Source organism: Pseudoalteromonas sp. CnMc7-15, assembly GCF_022347925.1.
Taxonomy (GTDB): Bacteria; Pseudomonadota; Gammaproteobacteria; order Enterobacterales; family Alteromonadaceae; genus Pseudoalteromonas; species Pseudoalteromonas ruthenica.
In genome coordinates this window covers 407688-428164 of record NZ_JAKRFT010000005.1, presented here as the reverse complement: position 1 = coordinate 428164, position 20477 = coordinate 407688, and the positions used below count along the sequence as shown (strand labels likewise).

Annotated in this window: 23 protein-coding genes and 1 pseudogene; 17 read left to right on the top strand and 7 right to left on the bottom strand. The window is 46.4% G+C overall.

Annotated elements, in window-relative coordinates; translation table 11 throughout:
- Positions 1-410: pseudogene (tuf, locus tag MHM95_RS14665) on the top strand (elongation factor Tu); the annotation flags it as partial.
- A gap of 536 nt (positions 411-946) precedes the next feature.
- On the opposite strand, the gene lepB reads toward tuf, so the two are convergent.
- Positions 947-1798 carry a signal peptidase I gene (gene lepB / locus MHM95_RS14660; protein ID WP_239385642.1) on the bottom strand — a complete coding sequence of 284 codons (852 nt, stop codon included), beginning with the start codon at positions 1796-1798 and terminating at the stop codon, positions 947-949.
- 580 nt (positions 1799-2378) lie between these two features.
- Here lepB and MHM95_RS14655 point away from each other — a divergent pair.
- On the top strand, positions 2379-3470 hold the full coding sequence (locus MHM95_RS14655; protein WP_239385641.1) for a hypothetical protein: 1092 nt from the start codon (positions 2379-2381) through the stop codon (positions 3468-3470).
- A 687-nt stretch (positions 3471-4157) separates the two neighbouring features.
- Here MHM95_RS14655 and MHM95_RS14650 read toward each other — a convergent pair.
- The 3 genes from MHM95_RS14650 to grxB form a co-directional block, all read right to left on the bottom strand.
- Complete coding sequence (locus tag MHM95_RS14650; protein ID WP_239385640.1) at positions 4158-4559, bottom strand: lysozyme inhibitor LprI family protein; 402 nt, start codon at positions 4557-4559, stop codon at positions 4158-4160.
- Between the two features lie 330 nt (positions 4560-4889).
- On the bottom strand, positions 4890-5348 hold the full coding sequence (locus tag MHM95_RS14645; protein ID WP_053909958.1) for a hotdog fold thioesterase: 459 nt from the start codon (positions 5346-5348) through the stop codon (positions 4890-4892).
- Positions 5349-5357: 9 nt separating this feature from the next.
- Positions 5358-5993, bottom strand: a complete 636-nt coding sequence (grxB, locus tag MHM95_RS14640; RefSeq protein WP_138587373.1) for a glutaredoxin 2 — start codon at positions 5991-5993, stop codon at positions 5358-5360.
- A 98-nt stretch (positions 5994-6091) separates the two neighbouring features.
- Here grxB and MHM95_RS14635 point away from each other — a divergent pair, with 98 nt between their 5' ends.
- The gene (locus MHM95_RS14635; protein WP_022943696.1) at positions 6092-6622 is read left to right on the top strand and encodes a DUF924 family protein; all 531 of its coding nucleotides are present in this window, start codon (positions 6092-6094) and stop codon (positions 6620-6622) included.
- On the opposite strand, the gene MHM95_RS14630 is transcribed toward MHM95_RS14635, so the two are convergent.
- Positions 6623-6988: an STAS/SEC14 domain-containing protein gene (locus MHM95_RS14630; protein ID WP_239385639.1), complete on the bottom strand. Its 366-nt coding sequence runs from the start codon at positions 6986-6988 to the stop codon at positions 6623-6625.
- Positions 6989-7053: 65 nt separating this feature from the next.
- Positions 7054-7803, bottom strand: a complete 750-nt coding sequence (locus tag MHM95_RS14625) for an HNH endonuclease family protein (RefSeq protein WP_235419449.1) — start codon at positions 7801-7803, stop codon at positions 7054-7056.
- A gap of 219 nt (positions 7804-8022) precedes the next feature.
- Here MHM95_RS14625 and lexA point away from each other — a divergent pair, with 219 nt between their 5' ends.
- The 5 genes from lexA (at position 8023) to MHM95_RS14600 (ending at position 13100) form a co-directional block, all read left to right on the top strand.
- Positions 8023-8640 carry a transcriptional repressor LexA gene (gene lexA, locus MHM95_RS14620; RefSeq protein ID WP_022943698.1) on the top strand — a complete coding sequence of 206 codons (618 nt, stop codon included), beginning with the start codon at positions 8023-8025 and terminating at the stop codon, positions 8638-8640.
- 318 nt (positions 8641-8958) lie between these two features.
- A complete protein-coding gene (gene coxB / locus MHM95_RS14615; protein ID WP_022943699.1) occupies positions 8959-10092 on the top strand; it encodes a cytochrome c oxidase subunit II in 1134 nt (377 codons plus the stop codon).
- Positions 10089-11663, top strand: a complete 1575-nt coding sequence (ctaD, locus tag MHM95_RS14610) for a cytochrome c oxidase subunit I (protein WP_022943700.1) — start codon at positions 10089-10091, stop codon at positions 11661-11663. Before coxB ends, ctaD begins: the two co-directional genes overlap by 4 nt.
- Positions 11663-12205 carry a cytochrome c oxidase assembly protein gene (locus MHM95_RS14605; RefSeq protein WP_022943701.1) on the top strand — a complete coding sequence of 181 codons (543 nt, stop codon included), beginning with the start codon at positions 11663-11665 and terminating at the stop codon, positions 12203-12205. Before ctaD ends, MHM95_RS14605 begins: the two co-directional genes overlap by 1 nt.
- A 19-nt stretch (positions 12206-12224) precedes the next feature.
- Positions 12225-13100, top strand: a complete 876-nt coding sequence (locus tag MHM95_RS14600; RefSeq protein ID WP_045979080.1) for a cytochrome c oxidase subunit 3 — start codon at positions 12225-12227, stop codon at positions 13098-13100.
- Here the strand turns inward: MHM95_RS14600 and MHM95_RS14595 are convergent.
- Positions 13000-13302: a DUF2909 domain-containing protein gene (locus MHM95_RS14595; protein WP_081604362.1), complete on the bottom strand. Its 303-nt coding sequence runs from the start codon at positions 13300-13302 to the stop codon at positions 13000-13002. The two genes, MHM95_RS14600 and MHM95_RS14595, sit on opposite strands and share 101 nt — an antisense overlap.
- A gap of 29 nt (positions 13303-13331) precedes the next feature.
- On the opposite strand from MHM95_RS14595, the gene MHM95_RS14590 reads away from it, so the two are divergent.
- From MHM95_RS14590 to MHM95_RS14550, 9 genes are all read left to right on the top strand, one after another.
- Complete coding sequence (locus tag MHM95_RS14590; protein ID WP_022943703.1) at positions 13332-14066, top strand: SURF1 family protein; 735 nt, start codon at positions 13332-13334, stop codon at positions 14064-14066.
- Positions 14053-14556, top strand: a complete 504-nt coding sequence (locus MHM95_RS14585) for a transmembrane cytochrome oxidase associated protein (protein ID WP_239385638.1) — start codon at positions 14053-14055, stop codon at positions 14554-14556. The genes MHM95_RS14590 and MHM95_RS14585 overlap by 14 nt, the downstream gene beginning before the upstream one ends.
- A gap of 10 nt (positions 14557-14566) precedes the next feature.
- The gene (locus tag MHM95_RS14580) at positions 14567-15556 is read left to right on the top strand and encodes a COX15/CtaA family protein (protein WP_239385637.1); all 990 of its coding nucleotides are present in this window, start codon (positions 14567-14569) and stop codon (positions 15554-15556) included.
- A gap of 14 nt (positions 15557-15570) precedes the next feature.
- Positions 15571-16479, top strand: a complete 909-nt coding sequence (gene cyoE, locus MHM95_RS14575; RefSeq protein ID WP_022943706.1) for a heme o synthase — start codon at positions 15571-15573, stop codon at positions 16477-16479.
- Positions 16469-17074, top strand: coding sequence for an SCO family protein (locus tag MHM95_RS14570; RefSeq protein WP_045979083.1), 606 nt, complete (start codon positions 16469-16471; stop codon positions 17072-17074). The genes cyoE and MHM95_RS14570 overlap by 11 nt, the downstream gene beginning before the upstream one ends.
- A 159-nt stretch (positions 17075-17233) precedes the next feature.
- Positions 17234-17503 (top strand): STAS domain-containing protein, encoded by a 270-nt coding sequence (locus MHM95_RS14565; protein WP_022943708.1) that lies wholly within the window; start codon positions 17234-17236, stop codon positions 17501-17503.
- Positions 17504-17516: 13 nt separating this feature from the next.
- Complete coding sequence (locus tag MHM95_RS14560) at positions 17517-17879, top strand: response regulator (protein ID WP_026110938.1); 363 nt, start codon at positions 17517-17519, stop codon at positions 17877-17879.
- Positions 17880-17891: 12 nt separating this feature from the next.
- Complete coding sequence (locus tag MHM95_RS14555) at positions 17892-19988, top strand: chemotaxis protein CheA (RefSeq protein ID WP_239385636.1); 2097 nt, start codon at positions 17892-17894, stop codon at positions 19986-19988.
- Entirely contained in the window at positions 19985-20467 is a 483-nt protein-coding gene (locus tag MHM95_RS14550; RefSeq protein ID WP_022943711.1) for a chemotaxis protein CheW, read from the top strand. The genes MHM95_RS14555 and MHM95_RS14550 overlap by 4 nt, the downstream gene beginning before the upstream one ends.
- Positions 20468-20477 lie beyond the last annotated feature (10 nt).

Sequence of the window (20477 nt, the reverse complement as noted above, 5' to 3'; positions counted from 1 at the left end):
TTGAGATGTTCCGTAAGCTTCTAGACGAAGGCCGTGCAGGTGAGAACATTGGTGCCCTACTACGTGGTACTAAGCGTGACGAAGTAGAGCGTGGTCAAGTACTAGCAGCTCCAGGCACAATCACTCCACACACCAAGTTCGAAGCAGAAGTATACGTACTGTCTAAAGATGAAGGTGGTCGTCACACGCCATTCTTCAAAGGCTACCGTCCACAGTTCTACTTCCGTACAACTGACGTAACTGGTGACATCCAGCTACCAGAAGGCGTAGAAATGGTAATGCCAGGTGACAACATCAAGATGGTAGTAGAGCTAATCTGCCCAATCGCGATGGATGAAGGTCTACGCTTCGCAATCCGTGAAGGTGGCCGTACAGTTGGTGCTGGTGTTGTAGCTTCTATCGTTGAGTAATCAATGATATAGCTAAAACGCTAAAAAAGAGGTCGCTTAGGCGACCTTTTTTTATGCCTGAAATTTGGGTGTTGTTGTAGGTTAGGCTAAAGCCCAACCTATAGGTCCTGATGTTGTAGGCAAGGCTTTAGCCTTGCAACTGCCAAAGGCGGTCACATCCCAGAGACCGGGACCTAGCCACAACTGTGTTTTTATATGTTTCTCACACATGGTTAGGCTAAAGCCCAACCTACAGGTCCTGATGTTGTAGGCAAGGCTGAAGCCTTGCCACCGCCAAAGGCGGTCACATTCCAGAGGCCAGTACCTAGCCACAACCGTGTTTTTATATGTTTCTCACACATGGTTAGGCTAAAGCCCAACCTACAGGTCCTGATGTTGTAGGCAAGGCTTCAGCCTTGCAACCGCCCAAGACGGTCACATTCCAAGGGTCAGTGCCTAGCCACAACCAATTATTCACAGCGTAGTGAGATTCAACTGTATCTGCGAATCTATACTCACTCATTCCTCTTGATATCATTGCGTTGCAATGAGAGCGTCTACCAGCTCAATGCTACCTCACCTATGATGTTGTCTACCGGAACGAAGCCCCAATAGCGGCTATCTAAGCTATTATCACGGTTATCTCCGAGCACAAAGTAGTGATTATCCGGCACTTTCCACTTTGATTTTCCTTGATAATATCGCTCAGTTCGTGGGGAAGCATGTTTGTTTAGCCAGATATTATAAGTGTGTTCCTCTATCGACTCTGAATAACCCTGATACGGCGGCTCGCTTATTGCGCCTTGCTCAATTTGAGGCAGAGCTCGCATAGGTGCACATTGAGCATCAAGCGTATCGCACGCGGGTTGAATGAATACTTGCTTGCCCTTCAGCGCTATCGTATCCCCGGGCAGGCCAACAACGCGATTTATGTAGTTGATACTGAGCTGCTCTGGGAACTGAAAGACAATAAGACCACCTCGCATAGGCCTTTTGGAAGGGGATTCTTTTTTTAGTTGAATGCCCGCTAAGCGATGATTTTCATAACCGAGCTTATTTACCACCACTACGCTATTAGGCGTTAACGTAGGGCTCATCGAAGAGGATGGTGCAGCAAACAATTCAAAGGCATTGATTCGCGTAAACAATATAAGTACCAGAAATAGGATGAAACCTAACAGCGATATCCACCAGTTAGCATACCAACTACGGGGTTGGTTGCTGTCATAGTTTTTTGCGAGCCAAAGAGTGTGGATGAACATCAATATAAGTAATAAAAATGCGAGATCGATGTAGCTAGGTAAAAAAGGTGTCAGCTTGGGGCCTAATAGAGCGACCAGTGCAAAAAGGCCCAAATATGCGAAAAATAACCGTCCTCTGTTAACATAAAGGAACGCGAAAGGTTGCATAAAAACACCTAAAATGACTGAAACCCAAGTATTTGGTTTCCATAGCTGTTTTTGAGTTGTCATACTTATCCTTGTATATGTTGTTCTCCATGGTGGGAGTCATGACTCTACAACAATTCCCATTAAAGGCCAAAGGTATGGTGTTTTTCCTGTTAGGTTGAAGCCCGGTGTTTCTATTCGCTATTTACTGAATACCTTAAACCTTATTTTCCGTGTATCCATGTCGATGCAGAGGGATTAGGCTGATACATTGATGCTTATAAAAAGAAATGAGCATATGGTTGTAGGTCAGTCTTTAGCCCAGCCATATTTAGCATGATCATATACTAGAAATAGAGGTGCAAATACGGATGCTATAAGCTCGTTACTTCTGCAACTCCTGCTAATGCGTTAATAGCTTGGCTATGCTACCTTTTTGTTTTTCCCTTGATGAATTAGCGCAGTATGAGAACAAGGCGATCGAGTTACATGTTGCGACATGGGGTATGTCGAAAGGAAAGCTGCCATTACATTCGGTTACCCCTCAACGATCACTTACCTTTTCAGACTTTATGACCTATTACTTCGGGCTTGTAGCTGCATGATGAACCCCTTATTCCTAGCTCTTATTTTATGCTTTTTCTCATTTGGTCTTTCGGCAGATCAGCTGACAATTAAACATGAAAATATGATGCCTAAAACTTTGGATGCAAAGGTGTCTTATTTAGGGTATAGCCCCAACGGAGGGGCGTTGCTGTTGTCCTCTTTTGTGCGAAAGGAGGCCTTTGTTGTCGCTTCTGATGGAAGTTTAAAGGCACTCGCTTTAACGCCAGCAGTAGATGAGCAAAGAATGGCTTACACTGATGAAGCCTTGTATTTTTTGGCGGGCTCGCAACTGTATAAATTGTTGGATAATGGAGAGCTGTTATCTATTAATCAGGCTGAGCCTGCTTTAGGTTATGATCTCGATGTCAGTCGCTCAGGCCACTACGTACTTTCAGGTAATTATGAATTGTTGCGCATTAACTCCTTGGATGCAGCAGCTAGAATGCTTAACGTATCGGGAGTTCACCCCAGCGATGACTTTACTATGGGATATGAAGTGCTATCGATGCAACGTGAACTATCAACATGGTTAAGTGATAAAACTTTGCTTAGAGCGTGGAAGTTAGCTGATGCCCAAACGATCAATGACATCGAAGTTAGAGGTAAAGTGCGGACACATATTATTCTGAATGAAGCAGAATTTATCATTGCATACATCGTAGGCGATACAGTGCGCTTTTGGAATTACAAAACCAATACGCTATTAAAGCAACAACTGGAATTTGGGAATGATATCAGCTTAGGTAAATGGAATAATAAAGTTTGGCTACTTAGTGGCAAAACGCTCTACAGGCTTGTATGGGACGGAAATAGCGCCACTGCGCAGGAAGTATATCAAAGCAATGCTGATGAAGTCATTGACCCCCTCAGTCGGCATAACTTTTCTAGTGATGGTAAATATGCTGTGTTAACCGAGCGCAAGGGAGAGGAGTTCGACACTGCACTCTATCAGCAGGATCGCGATAGACAGTTTGTTAAGCTGAGTGAGCTTACTTTTGGACCTGGTCGTCTCAGCCTTCACCCAACAAAACGGGAGCTGGCACACTTCAGCTATGACGATAATACTCTGCGAATATACAGCTTTTAACTAGGTTGTATCTCACTCGTATCATAATTGAGATGAGTGTATTGCGTCACCTTGTAGGCAAAGCTTTGGCCTTGTAATCGACAAAGACGCTCATATCATCAAAATTTGGGCTTTAGCGTTCAAACGTGTTCGTCACATGTGGTTAGGCTAAAGCCCAACCTACAGGGAGAGGTCACTCTGTAGGCAAGGCCCTCAGCCTTGTGATTGCGACCGACAAATACATTCCAGATTTCTGGGCTGAGAACACAAATGTGTTTGTCACATATGGTTAGGCTAAAGCCCAACCTACAGGGGAGGTCACTCTGTAGGCAAGGCCCTCAGCCTTGTGATTGCGACCGACAAATACATTCCAGATTCCTGGACTGAGAACACAAATGTGTTTCTCATATAACGGTTAGGCTGTAGGCAAGGCCTTCAGCCTTGCGATTGCGACCGACAAATACATTCCAGATTTCTGGGCTGAGAACACAAATATGTTTGTCACATAACGGTTAGGCTAAAGCCCAACCTACAAGGAGAGGTTACTCTGTAGGCAAGGCCTTCAGCCTTGTGATTGTGACCGACAAATACATTCCAGGTTTCTGGGCTGAGAACACAAATGTGTTTGTCACATATGGTTAGGCTAAAGTCCAACCTACAGGGGAGGTAGCTCTGTAGGCAAGGCTTCAGCCTTGCTACTCCAAAGGGCTAATTAAGTATCTGGGAAAGAGCCTTTATCCTAGTTTGGTTCATACGCGACTCACAATTATTTATAGCGGTCTCATACGCACTTGTGCCTTGCTCAATCTCGAATGCCTCAAGTTGACAACTTTGAGCCTTAAAATCGCTCCATGCCAATTGAGTTTTTTCTACTTGGTCGATTAATGTGTTATCTAATTCAGCCTCTGCAGCATAAGCCATCTGAATTTGCTCCCGTAAAAGCCTTAACTCGTTTGTTAGGCGGTGTTCAGACTCGTCTTTTTTCTGCGCTATGCATTGCTCTAGTTCAAGACTGTTGGTGGCATCTTCGCAAGGGTGGTTTTTATTATTGGGATTGGCGGCACAACTAAATGTAATCAGTGCCATGATAGCCAAGTATAATGCTTTCATTAGTTCACACCTCCGGTGGCTTTAGGTTTACGCTGTTCTAAATACTTCACACGATTTCTACCCGGTTCATAGAGCCTTAAAGTAGTGGAGTTGCGAATACAGTCGATGAGCTCATTAAAATCGTTATTCATCCCTGCTTTCATCGAGGGATCATAGTAAAGTCTTGGTATAAGAAGTTTACAAAGGCGTCTCTAATTAGAGGCTCTAAACGTTGCTCTCCGATCCTGAGAAACGTTCCGAAAAAGCTCAATTCAAAACACCTTTCGCAGGGCTAAAGCATTGCCTATTTATTTTCAGACTGAAGTCTGACCTACAGGTGAGTATCCCGCTTTAGAGCCCTGTGCCTTTTGATCGCTTCTCAACCACCGCAGCCGTCATCCTGGAAATACAACACAAATCGCCAGCGCTGTTGTAAATTTTTATCTCCCACACTGATGAGCGGCCGCCTAGGTGCACGGGCTTGGTCACGGCTTTAAGTGTGCCGGTGCGTGAGGCTTTGAGGTGATTGGCGTTGATCTCCTGGCCGACGCAGTAGTATTTGCGGGTATCGACCACAAAATTGGCGGCGTAGCTGGCCACGGTTTCGGCCAATGCCACGTAAACGCCGCCATGAACAATACCCATGGGGTTATATAATTCATTGCTGACAGGGAGGCAGGCGACCAGGTAATCGTCGCCTATCTCTGTGATCTCAATGCCGAGTTTAGTCATTAAGGTGCCTTTTTCACCTACACCTAAATCAAGCTTTTTACATAAGGCTAAATCAATCTCTTGGGCCCAAATACTCATCTGTACTCCTTAAACAGCAACGCGGGTAAAGGTTTTAATTCGGTGTTCAGTGGCTAATGTATCGACATAGTTGAGTACATGCTCTGGAAAGGTTAAGCCTTTGACCACAGTGAGGTTGCGCAGAAACGGAAATAACGCCACGTCGGCCCAAGTAATATGTTCTGGGGTTTGCAGCCATGTTAACTCACTCAATGCGTGCTCCATCGTGGCGATGTCGGCGTCGCTGTTGGCTAACACGCTATCGAAAGATTCGCCCAGGCGCTGCTCTTTCTTCTCGCGAAAATAGCTGATAGCGGTATCAATAGCGTATTCCGGCAGGGCCAGTTGCGGCCAACGCACAAAAGTCAGCCGTAAAAAGGTTTCAAGGTGCTTTTCAACCCACTGTTGGGCATGATTAAAGTGCTCTCCCTGTGACAGCTCCTTGTTAGCAATAGTGCAGAAATACTCGGCAATATCTAAGCTTTCGGCCATCGCGGTATCGTCATCTTTTACCAAAATAGGCACTATTTTTTTACCCACTAACTGGTTGGGCGTGGCCTCGTCATCGTTGAGTAGGAAGCGCACGTCCACCTCTAGCCCCAAGGCGCGTGCAACCAGTAATGACTTTATACAATAGGGGCAATGTTCAAATATAAACAGCTTCATAAAAAATACCTCAGAGCTTGCGAATTACTACCTTTTGGCCTTAGCTGTAACTAAACAATAGTTGCCGGACGAAAGCAAACTTTCGCCATTAGATCATCATGCAATATGAATCCGTTTACGAATTTTGGTTTACTCACAGCAGTCCACAGGATTGGTTTAAAAAAAGCGCCGACTTTGACGCCACAGTAAAAAAGCAATTTTTACCTACTTACGAGGCAGCGCGCCAAGGCGAGCTTTATTCTTGGCGAAAATCTGCTCGAGGCGCGTTATGTGAAATTATAGTGCTGGATCAGTTTCCTCGTAATATGTTCCGCGATACGGCCCAAGCGTTTGCAACCGATGCTCTGGCTTTATGTTTGGCGCAGAATGCGGTGGAGAAAAAGTTTGCTTTAGAGCTTGATGATACCGAGCGTAGTTTCTTATACATGCCCTATATGCACAGTGAGAGCCAGGCGATTCATGTGGTGGCCGAGCAGCTTTTTCGGCCCTTAAGTAATTATAAATATGAACTGGCTCACAAAGAAATCATTGACCGTTTTGGGCGTTATCCACATCGTAATGATATTCTCGGTCGGCAATCGAGCGACGCTGAACAGGCGTTTTTGAATCAGCCTGGTAGCCGCTTTTAGTTAAGGGCTTTGTGCCCAGCGCTTCGCTTGTTCACGTTGTTCATAACGAAAAGATTTAACTTCTGCATGAATAAAGTGTGCGCCAAGGTGCTGGGCAAAGTCACCAAGCAACGAATTGGTGGCAATGGCTACTTTATTCACCTTTTGATGATGGTCGCGCACAAATTGCAGATGAGAGAGTAACGCGGCAAATGAATCCCACCCCGGAAAGTGTTCAGTAACAATAATGAGAGCATGTAGCTTTGCATGCTGTTCAATATAAGGGTCGATAATACGCACTGCTGCTGCAAAGTCTTCTGCTGTCAGCTGGCCTTGTGGTTCGAGTAGGGCGGTATTGTGTGTTTCGTTTATAGTGATATTGAGCATATATCCTCGCCGACGAGTTCATTGGATGCTCTATCAATATAGAATATTTACTTACAAGCGGTTGGTTATTGGTGCAAGGTTGTAGGTAGTGCGCTGAGGTTTAAAGTTTCACCTACGCAGCTTTGCAGCAAACTCTGAACTTGGTCTTTTTCGTTTTGCGAGTAGCGAAGGTCATATTTGCTCATGATGTAATTAAAGCGCTGAATGTACTGACAGCGGTAATCTTGATGCGGCGGCAACCATTGCCAAGGGCCTTTTGCGCCTTTGCTACGATTTAGGCCATCATCAACAGCAAGCAAATTCTCCATATCGTTGGCAAATTGTGCCTTTTGCGAACGACTCCAAGTGGCAGCACCGTGTTCATAGGCAAATTTAAGCGGCACAATATGGTCTATATCTAAGTCATCGTCATTGCGTAGTATCTGCCCCGAATAAGGGTCATGCCACTGGCCGCTGGTCACGGTGCAGCGCGCTTGAGTGGTGTAGCTTACATCACTGTGTGATTGGGCAATCAGCACTTCAGCACGGGCGTCTTGGCAGTCGTGATCGGTGTCTAACCAATGTGGCCAGTTATCCCGATGATAACTATTTTCTGATGTTTGTTTAGTGTAGTTCTTTGGTAAACGTCCACCGTCTGCTAGACAGCTTTCTAAGTTCGCATAGGGGGTAAAAGATTGAGTGCGTTGATAATGAGCCGAATCTTCAGGGTGACAAAGGCCGCTGCGCGACATCTTGACCGTATCGGCTTTGCACGCACCTATCGTCAGTGCCGAAATAAGTAAAAGGAACGCTGAAAATACACCTTGGCGAGTCATCTAACTGCTTAATAACATGACTAAAACAGCGCTACTTTAAAGCATTGTCGCGCATTCGTCACCTATCACTTTATGAGTATGAGGTGAGGTTGCATATGAACAAAAGCGAAGTTGCATTAATTAAGGTTGCAACGGTCAGCAAATTCCCTGATTTTATTTGCGATTTTCATTTAACTGTATATACTCACAGTTAAATGTACTGTATGGAAACCCAGTTGTATGCGCCCATTAACTAAACGCCAATCGCAAATTCTTGAGCTGATTAAAGTCTTTATTAAAGATACCGGCATGCCGCCGACGCGTGCAGAAATTGCACAAACACTGGGGTTTCGCAGTGCTAACGCCGCAGAAGAACATCTTAAGGCGTTGGCTAAGAAAGGCGTAATCAAAATGAAGCCTGGCGCGAGTCGAGGTATTCAATTGGTCGAGGAAGAAGAACCCGAACAATTGGGCCTGCCTTTAATTGGCCGCGTTGCTGCGGGCGAGCCCATTCTTGCCCAACAGCATATAGAGAGTCACTGCCAGATAGACCCACTGCTGTTCAAGCCTGCTGCAGATTATTTGCTGCGCGTAAATGGCATGAGTATGAAAGATATCGGCATTATGGATGGCGACTTATTAGCGGTACATCGCACTCAGGTGGCTGAAAACGGCCAAGTGGTGGTCGCGCGGGTTGATGAAGATGTCACCGTGAAGCGTTTAGAAAAAGCTGGGCGTAAGGTTCTGCTGCATGCAGAGAATGAAGAATTCACACCCATTGAAGTCGATTTAGAGAACGAATCCTTTAATATTGAAGGCTTAGCTGTAGGTGTGATCCGAAACGCCGACTGGATGTAATTAAATTTACTTATTTTGCCTCTAATAGGTCTGTTATTAGGGGCTTTCCCCATGTTCCTTCCTTAGCCACAGTGCTTTCTAACAGCTTGAATATTCCTGTTAATTTATTAATAAAACGTAAACAAAAATAGTGTATTAACTTGCTATTAGCTCAATCTTTGACTAATTGGTTATATTACAGGCTTTGCTGGTCGGTTTTTCAACAGTTTATTTAGGGTCAAAGTTGTCGACTGGTAAAAGCATAATAATAACGAAGATTGGGTATTAAGCTGTAACCGCCTCTTCCTTGCATTGCGCAACAATAAGGAGATGGTACACATGAAGAAGCTGAGCTCCCTCATGTTGCTATGTCTGTTATTCCCTCAATTGGTGTCCGCGAATAGCAAGTACAACTTGCGCCAAGGGGTAACTGACATTAGCGAAAATGTTTACCAACTACACATGACCATATTTATTATATGCTGTGTGATTGGTGTGGTTGTTTTCGCGGTGATGTTTTGGGCGCTGCTCAAACACCGCAAGTCAAAAGGGGTCACCCCCGCTACCTTTCATGAAAGCACCAAAGTAGAAATACTTTGGACAGCGATTCCATTTGTTATTCTCATAGCTATGGCTGTTCCGGCCACCAAAACCCTGATTGCTATGGAGGATACAACAAAGGCCGATATCACCATTAAGGTGACTGGTTCACAATGGAAATGGCACTACGAGTATATGGGTCACGATGTGGGCTTCTACTCACTGCTGTCAACGCCTCAAGAGCAAATCAAAAATGCGCAAAATAAGGGCGACAATTACCTCCTCGAAGTAGATAAACCCTTGGTCATTCCCACTAATCAAAAAGTACGTTTTTTAATGACCTCAGATGACGTTATTCACTCTTGGTGGGTGCCCGATTTTGCAGTAAAGAAAGACGCTAACCCTGGGTTTATCAACGAAGCTTGGACACGCGTAAACGAACCGGGTACGTATCGCGGCCAGTGCGCCGAGTTATGCGGTAAAGACCACGGCTTTATGCCGGTGGTCGTAGAAGCAAAACCCCCTGAAGAGTTTGACGCTTGGCTGGCAGAGCAGAAACAAGCGAAGCAAGCTCAGGCGCAGGCCGATGCTGAGCTGCTAGAACAAATCCTCTCTGAAGATGAGCTAATGGCATCGGGCGAGCAAGTGTACATCACTCGCTGCGCAGCTTGTCATCAGCCTACGGGGCTCGGTTTACCTGGAGTCTTTCCCGCCATTAAAGGCAGTCCAATAGCCACCGGCGATATTAACGACCATATCGATATTGTGGTGCACGGTAAGCCAGGGACTGCGATGCAGGCATTTGTCGGTCAACTTACGCTTAAAGAGTTGGCTGCGGTGGTTACTTACCAACGCAATGCCTTTGGTAATGAAACCGGTGACATCGTTCAACCAAGCGTGATTCAGGCCTATATTGATGGGGAGGAACAATGAGTACAGCAGCTGCAACACATGAACATCACGGGCCTGCAACCGGAATTAAACGCTGGCTTTTTACTACTAACCACAAAGACATCGGCACCTTGTACTTATTATTTTCGTTGTTGATGTTTTTAACCGGTGGCGCCATGGCAATGGTGATCCGAGCCGAGCTATTCCAACCAGGACTTCAGCTGGTTGACCCTCATTTTTTCAACCAAATGACCACAGTACATGGTTTGATTATGGTCTTCGGCGCCGTGATGCCTGCCTTTACGGGCTTAGCTAACTGGATGATCCCCATGATGATTGGCGCGCCAGATATGGCTTTGCCGCGAATGAATAACTGGAGCTTTTGGATTCTGCCATTCGCTTTTGCCATCCTATTGCTGTCGCTGTTTATGGAAGGCGGCGGTCCGGCCTTTGGGTGGACCTTCTATGCGCCCTTATCGACCACCTACAGCAACGACAATACTGCCCTGTTTGTATTTGCCATTCACATTATGGGGATAAGCTCCATCATGGGGGCCATTAATGTCATTGTGACCATCGTTAATATGCGTGCTCCAGGGATGAAGTGGATGAAATTACCGCTATTTGTGTGGACCTGGTTGATCACTGCGTTTTTATTAATTGCAGTGATGCCGGTGTTGGCGGGTGCGGTGACCATGGTGCTCACTGATAAGTATTTTGGCACTGATTTCTTCAATGCCGCCGGTGGTGGCGACCCTGTGATGTTCCAGCATATCTTTTGGTTCTTTGGTCACCCGGAAGTGTACATTATGATTTTGCCAGCGTTTGGCATTATCTCCACCATAGTTCCTACCTTTTCACGCAAAAAACTGTTCGGTTATTCGTCCATGGTATATGCCACGGCCTCCATCGCCTTGCTGTCTTTTGTGGTGTGGGCCCACCATATGTTTACCACCGGTATGCCATTGGCCGGGGAATTGTTCTTTATGTACTCGACCATGTTGATATCGGTGCCAACGGGAGTAAAAGTATTTAACTGGGTAGCCACTATGTGGCGCGGTGCCATCAGCTTTGAAATACCAATGATGTTTGCTATCGCCTTTATTGTGTTGTTTACCCTCGGGGGCTTCTCAGGGTTGATGTTGGCAATTACCCCAGTGGATTTCCAGTACCATGACACCTACTTCGTGGTGGCGCACTTCCACTATGTTTTAGTGACAGGGGCGGTGTTCTCAATTATGGCCGCTGCTTATTACTGGCTGCCAAAATGGACTGGGCACATGTATAGCACCACGTTAGCGAAATGGCATTTCTGGCTGTCGTTAGTCAGCGTTAATGTGCTGTTCTTCCCCATGCATTTTGTAGGTTTGGCGGGTATGCCACGACGTATTCCAGACTATGCGCTGCAGTTTGCTGATTTTAACGCCATTATCAGTATTGGTGGTTTCGCCTTTGGACTCTCTCAACTGCTGTTTGTTGCCGTGGTGTTCAAGTGCATCAAGGCTGGAGAGCAAGCACCAGCGAAAGTGTGGGATGGCGCAGAAGGCTTGGAGTGGGAGGTAGCATCTCCGGCACCCTACCACACCTTTGAAACGCCACCTAAGGTACAGTAATGAACCACGCACCGTTATTAAAGAAACTAGTCATCAGCGTCATCGGCATGTTTGCGTTCGCCTTTGCCTTGGTGCCGCTTTACGACGTGTTCTGCGAAGTAACAGGGCTTAATGGTAAGCCCTCACTCGAACAGGCGCAGCAAAGCGAGCATGTGGATGACTCTCGCGAAGTGACGGTGAGCTTTACAACCCATGCGCAAAGTGGTGCCCCCTTTGAAGTGTTAGCGCAAAAGCAAGAAGTGGTGGTGAAACCCGGGGCGATGACAGTGGTGACATTCGCCGCAGCGAATACCAGTGGTGAGCCGCGAGTCATGCAGGCTATTCCATCTGTTTCTCCAGGGCTCGCAGCCAAGTATTTACACAAATTGGCGTGTTTTTGCTTTGACCAGCAGCCGCTACAAGCCAATGAACGGCTTGAATACCAATTGCGCTTTTATGTCGACCCTGCGTTGCCGCAGGAGTATGAGGAATTAACGCTGTCTTACACCCTCTTTGATATCAGCGCTAAGCGACAAGACTTACTCGCAGCGCAAGCGCGATAAACCGAGCGAGGTTAACGAAATGAGTAATCAATACGAAAAATATTATGTTCCGGAGCAAAGCCCCTGGCCGATAGTGGGGGCTGTTGCGTTGTTTTTTATCGCTGTGGGCGCGGGTCTTAGCGTTATGCAGTTAGAGCAAGGCGGTGGCTCTGGTACCTATTGGCTTATTGCTGGTATTGCGGTGCTGGTGTACATGCTGGTGGGGTGGTTTCGCAATGTGATTAATGAGTCACAAAGTGGCTTGTATTCGGCGCAAATGGATCGTTCTTTTAAACAAGGAATGAGCTGGTTCATTTTCTCAGAAGTCATGTTCTTTGGCGCTTTTTTTGGGGCGCTATTTTATGCCCGTATGTTGGCTGTACCTTGGCTTGGTGGTGAGGGTAATAACTTGATGACCAACGAAGTGTTATGGCCTGAATTTAGCGCCTCATGGCCGCTAGAGTTAACACCAGGCGGTGATACAACTCAGGCTATGGGATGGCAAGGTTTGCCGCTAATTAATACCATTATTTTGCTAGTTTCTTCGGTGACTTTACAGTTTGCGCATACTGCAATTGAGAAAGACAACCGTAAACAGCTTACGGTGTTTCTTGCTCTGACGGTGATACTCGGCGCGGTATTTCTGTTTCTTCAAGGTGAAGAATACATTCACGCATATCAGGATCTAGGCCTTAAGTTAGACTCGGGTATTTATGGCAATACCTTCTTCTTGCTCACAGGCTTCCATGGTATGCATGTCACCTTAGGAGCGATCATGCTTACCGTGGTACTCATTCGCGTAATCAAAGGGCACTTTAGCAGTGAAAAGCACTTCGCATTTCAGGCTGCGGCTTGGTATTGGCACTTTGTTGATGTGGTGTGGTTGTGTCTATTCGTATTTGTGTATGTGTTGTGATCGGAGAAGGGTTAAAGCGCAGCAAGCCAGCTTGCTGTGCGAGCAAAATAATAATCAGGACGATGGCGCACAAAGCAACACGTTTGCCTAAGTAGTGCGACATCGGCACCTTGGAGTCAGACTTCAGCATAGCCAACATGGCACGGAATAAGGTGTATATGACAAAAAGTAGCAGCGCAACAATAATAATTTTTATAAGCACAGTGCAGTTTTCCTTTAATTGGTGTGCGAGTGAATACTCATAAGCTTAGCGCATTTTTGTGGAGTAGCATTGTCGTGTTAGTAGTAAGTACTTGTGTAGGCTTGGGTTTCTGGCAGTTAGATCGTGCCGAGCAAAAGCAAGAGCGCGAGCAGCTATTGCAGCAATGGGCCAGTAAAGGGCGCATTCCTTTTACCCAAGCTCAGCGCCTGATCAATTCAGATGTTGATGCCACAGGTATGCAAACCGCAGTGTCTGGTCGTGTGCTACAGCACTACTGGTTGCTTGATAACCAGGTTTATCAAGGCCGGGTTGGCTACGACGTATTGGTGCTGGTTATGCCTCAAGGAGCTAGTCGGTGGCTACTGGTCAACCTTGGCTTCATTGTTGCGCCAACAACACGTGAGCAACTGCCTCAGTTGCAGCTACCGACACAGATAACGCTTGATGATGTGCTCATTAAAGAAGGCCCGTTAGGGTCAATTACCTTGGCGCAAAGCTCACCATCAATGGGTTGGCCTAAGCGTGTACAGCAAATCGATATAACACAAATCGCGAATCAAGCGAGAGTCCCCGTTTATAATTTTATGGCGTATGCGCAAACGCCTTCGCCGTTAGTTGCTACCGAGCCACATTACCAGCCTGTGACCATGCCTGCAGAAAAGCATATAGCCTATGCATGGCAGTGGTTTCTCATCGCCTTAGCGGCGTTATTGATTGCGCTTACCGCCTTTTGGCGTGCAAGGAGAGGGTATGACAAATCGTAAACCATTAGTGATTTTTATTGCTTGTTTCATTATTCCCGTTGTTGCGGCTATTGCCGTTCTTAAAAGTGGCTGGCTACCAGCAAGTACCAGTAATAACGGCACTTTAATGAGTGCGCAGGTGGAACTTGAACAGTGGGGCCAGTACCCCGTGTCGCCCTGGACTATCGCGCTAGTGAATCAAGCTGATTGTGACCCTTGCCAAGCCCAGTGGCAAGACATGCAGTCGCTCTATGTAGCGCTCGGGAAAAACCAAAGTAAGGTGCGCATGGCAGTATTAGGGGAGAGGCCACGCAGCGCCGAGGTACCCGAGGTGTTGCATGTGGATTCAGTGCCCAGTGCATTAAAAGCAGGTCATCTGTACTTGATAGATCGCCATGGTTTGGTGGTATTGGAATATGACTACGCTGAGCAGGAGCAGCAAAATCGACTTATCCATAAAGGGTTACTAAAAGACATTAAAAAACTACTTAACTATTCTCGCAGCAGCTAACGAGGCCAGTATGACAAAAAATTATAAAACTCTGGTGTTATGCACTGCCATTCTCGCAGTGTTGGTGGTGGGCTTGGGCGCTTATACACGTTTAAGTGATGCAGGGCTTGGGTGCCCGGACTGGCCCGGTTGTTATGGCTTTCTCACCGTACCCGATCAAGCCCATGAGATACAAAAAGTGCAGCAGCACTTTCCTGGTGCGCAGGTAGATCAAGGTAAAGCCCTCAAAGAGATGGTGCATCGCTATTTTGCCGGCGGCCTAGGCTTATTGATCCTAGCTTTAGCGGTGTATGCATTACGCCATGCAAAGTTGCCCCATGTCCCGTTGCGTTTACCAATGGTGTTGTTGTTATTGGTTATTTTCCAAGCCTTACTGGGCATGTGGACGGTGACCATGAATTTACAGCCTTTGGTAGTGATGGGGCATCTTCTTGGTGGCTTTTCCATTGCTAGCTTACTGTGGTTACTTTACCTGCGAACCCATTCTCAGCCCGTACTTGGTGGCGACCCCGGAGCGCGAGCAAGTCTAGGTTGGAGCCTGTCCGCGTTAGTTGTGGTGGTGATACAGATTGCCTTAGGGGGATGGCTCGCGGCAAATTATGCAGCCACACATTGTATTGGTTTCCCGATGTGTGCGGGCAGTGAGGCGTTCTCACTCAGTAGTGTTTTCCAGCTACCTACCGAGCACAGTAATTATGAATTTGGGGTGTTGTCGTTCGAATCGCGTATGTCTATTCATCTATTGCATCGCTTTGGCGCACTCATTACCGCCGTGGTGTTGCTCAGTGCCATGTGGCAGGTATTTCGCAGTGCGCAATCACAGATGATTAAACAGGCGTGTGGCTGGGTTGTGGCGGCCTTAGTGGCGCAAATAAGTTTAGGTATCGCGTTAGTACAGATGAGTATTCCGTTAAATGTGGCACTTGCCCATAACTTGATGGCGCTATTGCTATTACTGACCTTAGTGCGGTTGTGTTATCTACAAAAATCAAAAAGTTAATAAGGGAGCAGGCTATGAGCAAAGCGATTTATTGGCAGTACGGAGATAGTAAAGACACCACATGGCGTGATTATTTAGCCATGTGCAAAGCGAAGGTTGTGCTGATGTTGGTATTAACCGCTTGGGTTGGCGTAGCTTTAGCTCCCGACATGGGGCGCAGTTGGCTATTACAAGCTGTGAGCTTACTGGGTATTGGCTTATTATCAGCAGCCGCAGCGGTGATTAACCATATTGTGGACCGAGAAATTGATATGAAAATGGCTCGCACTCGCCATCGCCCGGTGGCCCGTGGCAGAGTGAGTGAGCGCAATGGCTTTATGTTTGCAGCACTGATTGGTGGGCTTGGGTTTGCAGCTTTGGTTAGCGCTGCTAACTGGCTGTGTGCCATTTTGACGCTGATGGCACTGGTGGGTTACGCAGTTGTATATACATTATTTCTAAAGCGGGCAACGCCTCAAAATATTGTTATCGGGGGGCTTGCAGGGGCGATGCCTCCTTTGCTTGGTTGGGTTAGTGAAACGGGGCAACTTGCTGCAGCACCATGGCTCTTGGTGATGATCATTTTTACTTGGACCCCTCCGCATTTTTGGGCTTTAGCTATTGCTAGAGAGGCAGATTATCGTCGAGCGAATGTGCCTATGCTACCTGTGACGCACGGTATCGATTTTTGTAAAACATGTGTATTGGCGTATACCGTGATTCTCGCCTTAGTGTGCGTCTTGCCCTATTTAATTGGTATGTCAGGGCTATTTTACTTGTTATCAGCAGTTATTCTTAATGGTGTGTTTATTGCCTACGCTTGGCGTTTAAAGCGCGAACAGGACCATCGCAGTGCAATGGCCGTTTTTAAGTTTTCAATTGTGCATTTAATGGTACTCTTTGTCGCATTATTCATAGATAAGTGGATGTTTTATGTGGCGTAAATTAGGCGCGGCCGCGCTATTTTCTGTTCTTCTACAAGGGTGTTCAAAGCCGACATTAGAGGTTGATGCGCTGGTGTATGAGCCAGCCAAAGTCGTGAAGCCATTTAAGCTGAAAAATCAACACGGCAACGATGTCGGCGTTGATGACTTAAAATCGCAGTGGGATTTGCTGTTTTTAGGTTACACCAGTTGCCCTGATGTGTGTCCCATGACCTTGGCAAAGCTCCGGCAGGTAGAAAAAAAGCTTGCCATAGAAGATATAAACGTTTGGTTTATATCAGTAGATCCTAATCGCGATACTGCACAAAAGCGTCTACAGTATATTAATTACTTTAATCCTAATTATCAGGCTGTGTCGGGACCGCACAAGGCGCTTTACCCCTTTGTCCAGAATTTAGGGCTAATTTATGCAGTGACTGAAGAGCAAACAGGAGACTATTTAGTGGACCACAGTGCCTCAGTGGCACTGGTCGATCCGCATGGGAAAATACGGGCTATCTTCAAACCTGAATTTAAAGCTGGCAGTGTACCAACCATTAATACAGACACCATGATCAAGGACCTTAAATCTATACTCAGCTACTACGGTGGCTGAGCCAGTATCAGCGTGTCCCCCTTCGGTTGTCTATACATAGGCAGCCAATTCACCTAACTCTCTATTTATTTAAAGATTTTTTTACAAAATTCGCTGGCAATCTAACTAACTAGGTCTAAGCTTTTGATATGAGAAATGTTAAATGCTCAAGCATAATTTATGTTTAGGTTGCCTAACGAATTAACCATTTCACAAGTTGAAAATTTACAGGCAGAGCTACTGAAGCAGCTCCAGCAGGGCAGTGATCTTTGTTTGGATATGAGCGATGTAACTCGCGCCGATACTGCCTGTATTCAGCTTTTGTGTGCGTTACAAAAAGCATTACAACTTGGCGATCACAGCATTACATGGGAAGGCTCGAGTGAAGCGCTCATAAACGCTTGTCAAAGCTTGGGTGTAGCCAATTATTTAGCGCTAAATGGAAACTAAATTAGGGGTGGGTATGACGAAGATTCTAGCCGTGGATGACTCAGCTTCAATGCGTCAAATGGTGAGCTTTACCTTGAAAAAGGCAGGTTATGAAGTCACTGAAGCGAAAGATGGCAGTGAAGCGTTAGCGATCGCCAAAAAGGATAAGTTCGATGCCGTGATTTCAGACGTCAATATGCCGGTTATGGATGGCATCACCTTGATTCGAGAGCTAAGAACCTTAGGTGATTACAAATTTACCCCTTTGCTTATGCTTACTACCGAATCCGGGCTAGACAAAAAGTCTGAGGGCAAGGCTGCGGGGGCCACCGGCTGGATAGTTAAACCCTTTAATCCAGACCAACTACTTGCAGTAATGAAAAAAGTAATTCGCTAAGGCTGCGCGGCTATGAGTATCGATCTCAGCCAATTTTTCGAAGTTTTCTTTGAGGAGAGTTTCGAGGGCCTTGATGCCATGGAGAGTGAGCTGTTAAATCTTACTCCAGGCGAAGCCGATAGCGAAACGCTCAATACCATCTTCCGCGCAGCCCACTCAATCAAAGGCGGCAGTGGTACTTTTGGGTTTACTTCAGTGTCCGATTTTACCCACGTTTTAGAAACCTTGCTGGACCAAATACGCCAAGGTCAGCGTCAACTTGAAGCACAGCACGTAAACCTGCTATTGCGTTCGGTCGACTGCTTGCGAGAGATGTTGCAGGCACTGCAAAGCGAACAAGAGCCAGAATTACACACTGCCAAGGAGCTACAGCAACAATTTGAGGAAATTCTTGGTCTAAGTGAAGGGGAAGTGGCTGCCAACGAAAATGAAGCGAGCGCTTCACCCTCGCAGCAAGCAGAAACTAACACCTATCAAATTTTATTTAAACCGCACCATCATTTATTCAAAACAGGCAATGAACCCCTGTTTATGCTCAGTGACTTGGGCGATCTCGGAGTCATTGAAGTTGAAGCTGATTTATCCGCCATCCCTGAAATTCAGAATCTACAGGGTGATGAATGCTTCATGTCTTGGAAAGTATTTTTGCAAACTGAAGCAACACAAGCGCAAATTAAGGAAGTGTTTGAGTGGGTAGAAGATGATGCTGATATCGATATTAGTCTGTGCGGAGGCTTGTTCTCAGAGCAAGAGCCACCCGCACCGGCTGAGCCACTGGAGCACGATGATGCTGCACAGCAATCGAGTGAAAACGAACCGGTGGCCCAAGCGACTCAAGCACCGGCAAGTAAAGGCAAAGCAAATAAAGCTAAATCTAATGAGTCGACTTCCATTCGTGTTGGCATAGATAAAATTGACTCGTTAATCAATATGGTGGGTGAGCTGGTTATTACGCAATCTATGCTCAGCCAACTGGGTGAGCAGGAAGTGACCGAAAATACCCTGGCTGCACTGCAGGAAGGACTTGCACAGTTAGCGCATAATACCCGCGATTTACAAGAAAATGTCATGCGTATTCGCATGCTGCCAATTAGTTTTGTATTCAGTCGATTCCCACGTTTAGTGCGAGATATATCGCAAAAACTCGGTAAGCAGGTGGAGTTAAAAATTCTTGGCGAGGGTACCGAGCTTGATAAAACCGTGATGGAGAAGATCTCTGATCCCATGGTGCATTTAGTGCGCAACTCGTTAGATCACGGCCTAGAGACACCAGAACAGCGTAAACAAAGTGGTAAACCTGAAATTGGCACAGTGACACTCAACGCCTTTCACCAAGGCGGCAATATTGTGATTGAAATAATGGACGATGGACGAGGCCTAAATACCGAAAAAATCAGAGAAAAAGCCATTGCTAATGGCCTAATCGATGGCAATGAAGAGCTTAGTGACGACGACATTAACGAGCTCATTTTCGAACCTGGGTTCTCCACAGCCGACGAAGTGAGTGACATCTCCGGGCGCGGTGTCGGCATGGACGTGGTGCGCCAGAACATTAGTTCCTTAAGCGGCTCTATCGAGGTGGTATCGACACCAGGTACGGGGTCCACTTTTACCATCCGTTTGCCACTAACGCTCGCTATTTTAGATGGTCAACTGGTCCGCATTGCCGAACATACTTATATTGTGCCGCTCATTACCATCGTTGAGTCATTACAAATTGATACCAATAAGGTCAGCCGGGTTGGCAAAAGCTTGGAGGTACTGCGGCTGCGTGATGAATACATTCCCATTTTACGGTTATACCAACTGTTCAATCATCATGATGCCATTACCGAACTTGATAAAGCTCTTCTGGTCGTGGTCGAGTGTGATAACCAAAAAGTGGGCCTGCTGGTGGACGACTTACTGGCGCAACAGCAAGTGGTAATAAAAAGTTTAGAGGCGAACTATCAGAAGGTTGATGGTGTTTCCGGTGCGACTATTCTCGGTGATGGGCGGGTATCGCTGATCGTTGATATTGCCGGGTTAACCAAAATGGCCGGTTTGAAAAAGCCAGGTGCACAAGAGGCACTCATTGATGCTGCAGCCCTGCATGAGGAGCAGGTATGAAAGTAGAAGGCATTAACGAACATATTATCTTGCAGAATAATCAGGGTCACATTCAGCAATACCTGACATTCATGATGGCTGACGAAGAGTACGGCATGGATATCCTGAGTGTACAAGAAATACGTGGTTGGGAGGAAATAACCGCGATTCCTAATGCCCCAGATTATATCAAAGGGGTCATTAACCTCAGAGGAACTATCGTACCGATCATTGACTTGCGTTTGCGCTTTGGGATTGAGCCACAGCCTTACGGGCCTCTGACGGTCGTCATCGTGGTTAAAGAGCAAGTAAGAGAGAAAACTAAGGTAATGGGCTTGGTGGTTGACGCTGTGTCCGATGTTTACGCAATTAATCAACAGGATGCGAAAGGGATCCCGGAGTTTAACGATTCAAGCGACAACGAATTGGTGGAGCGACTCGTTAATGTAGGGGAAACCATGGTCATTCTTCTGGATTTGCCAAAAATACTCGATTGTTAATGGCGAACAA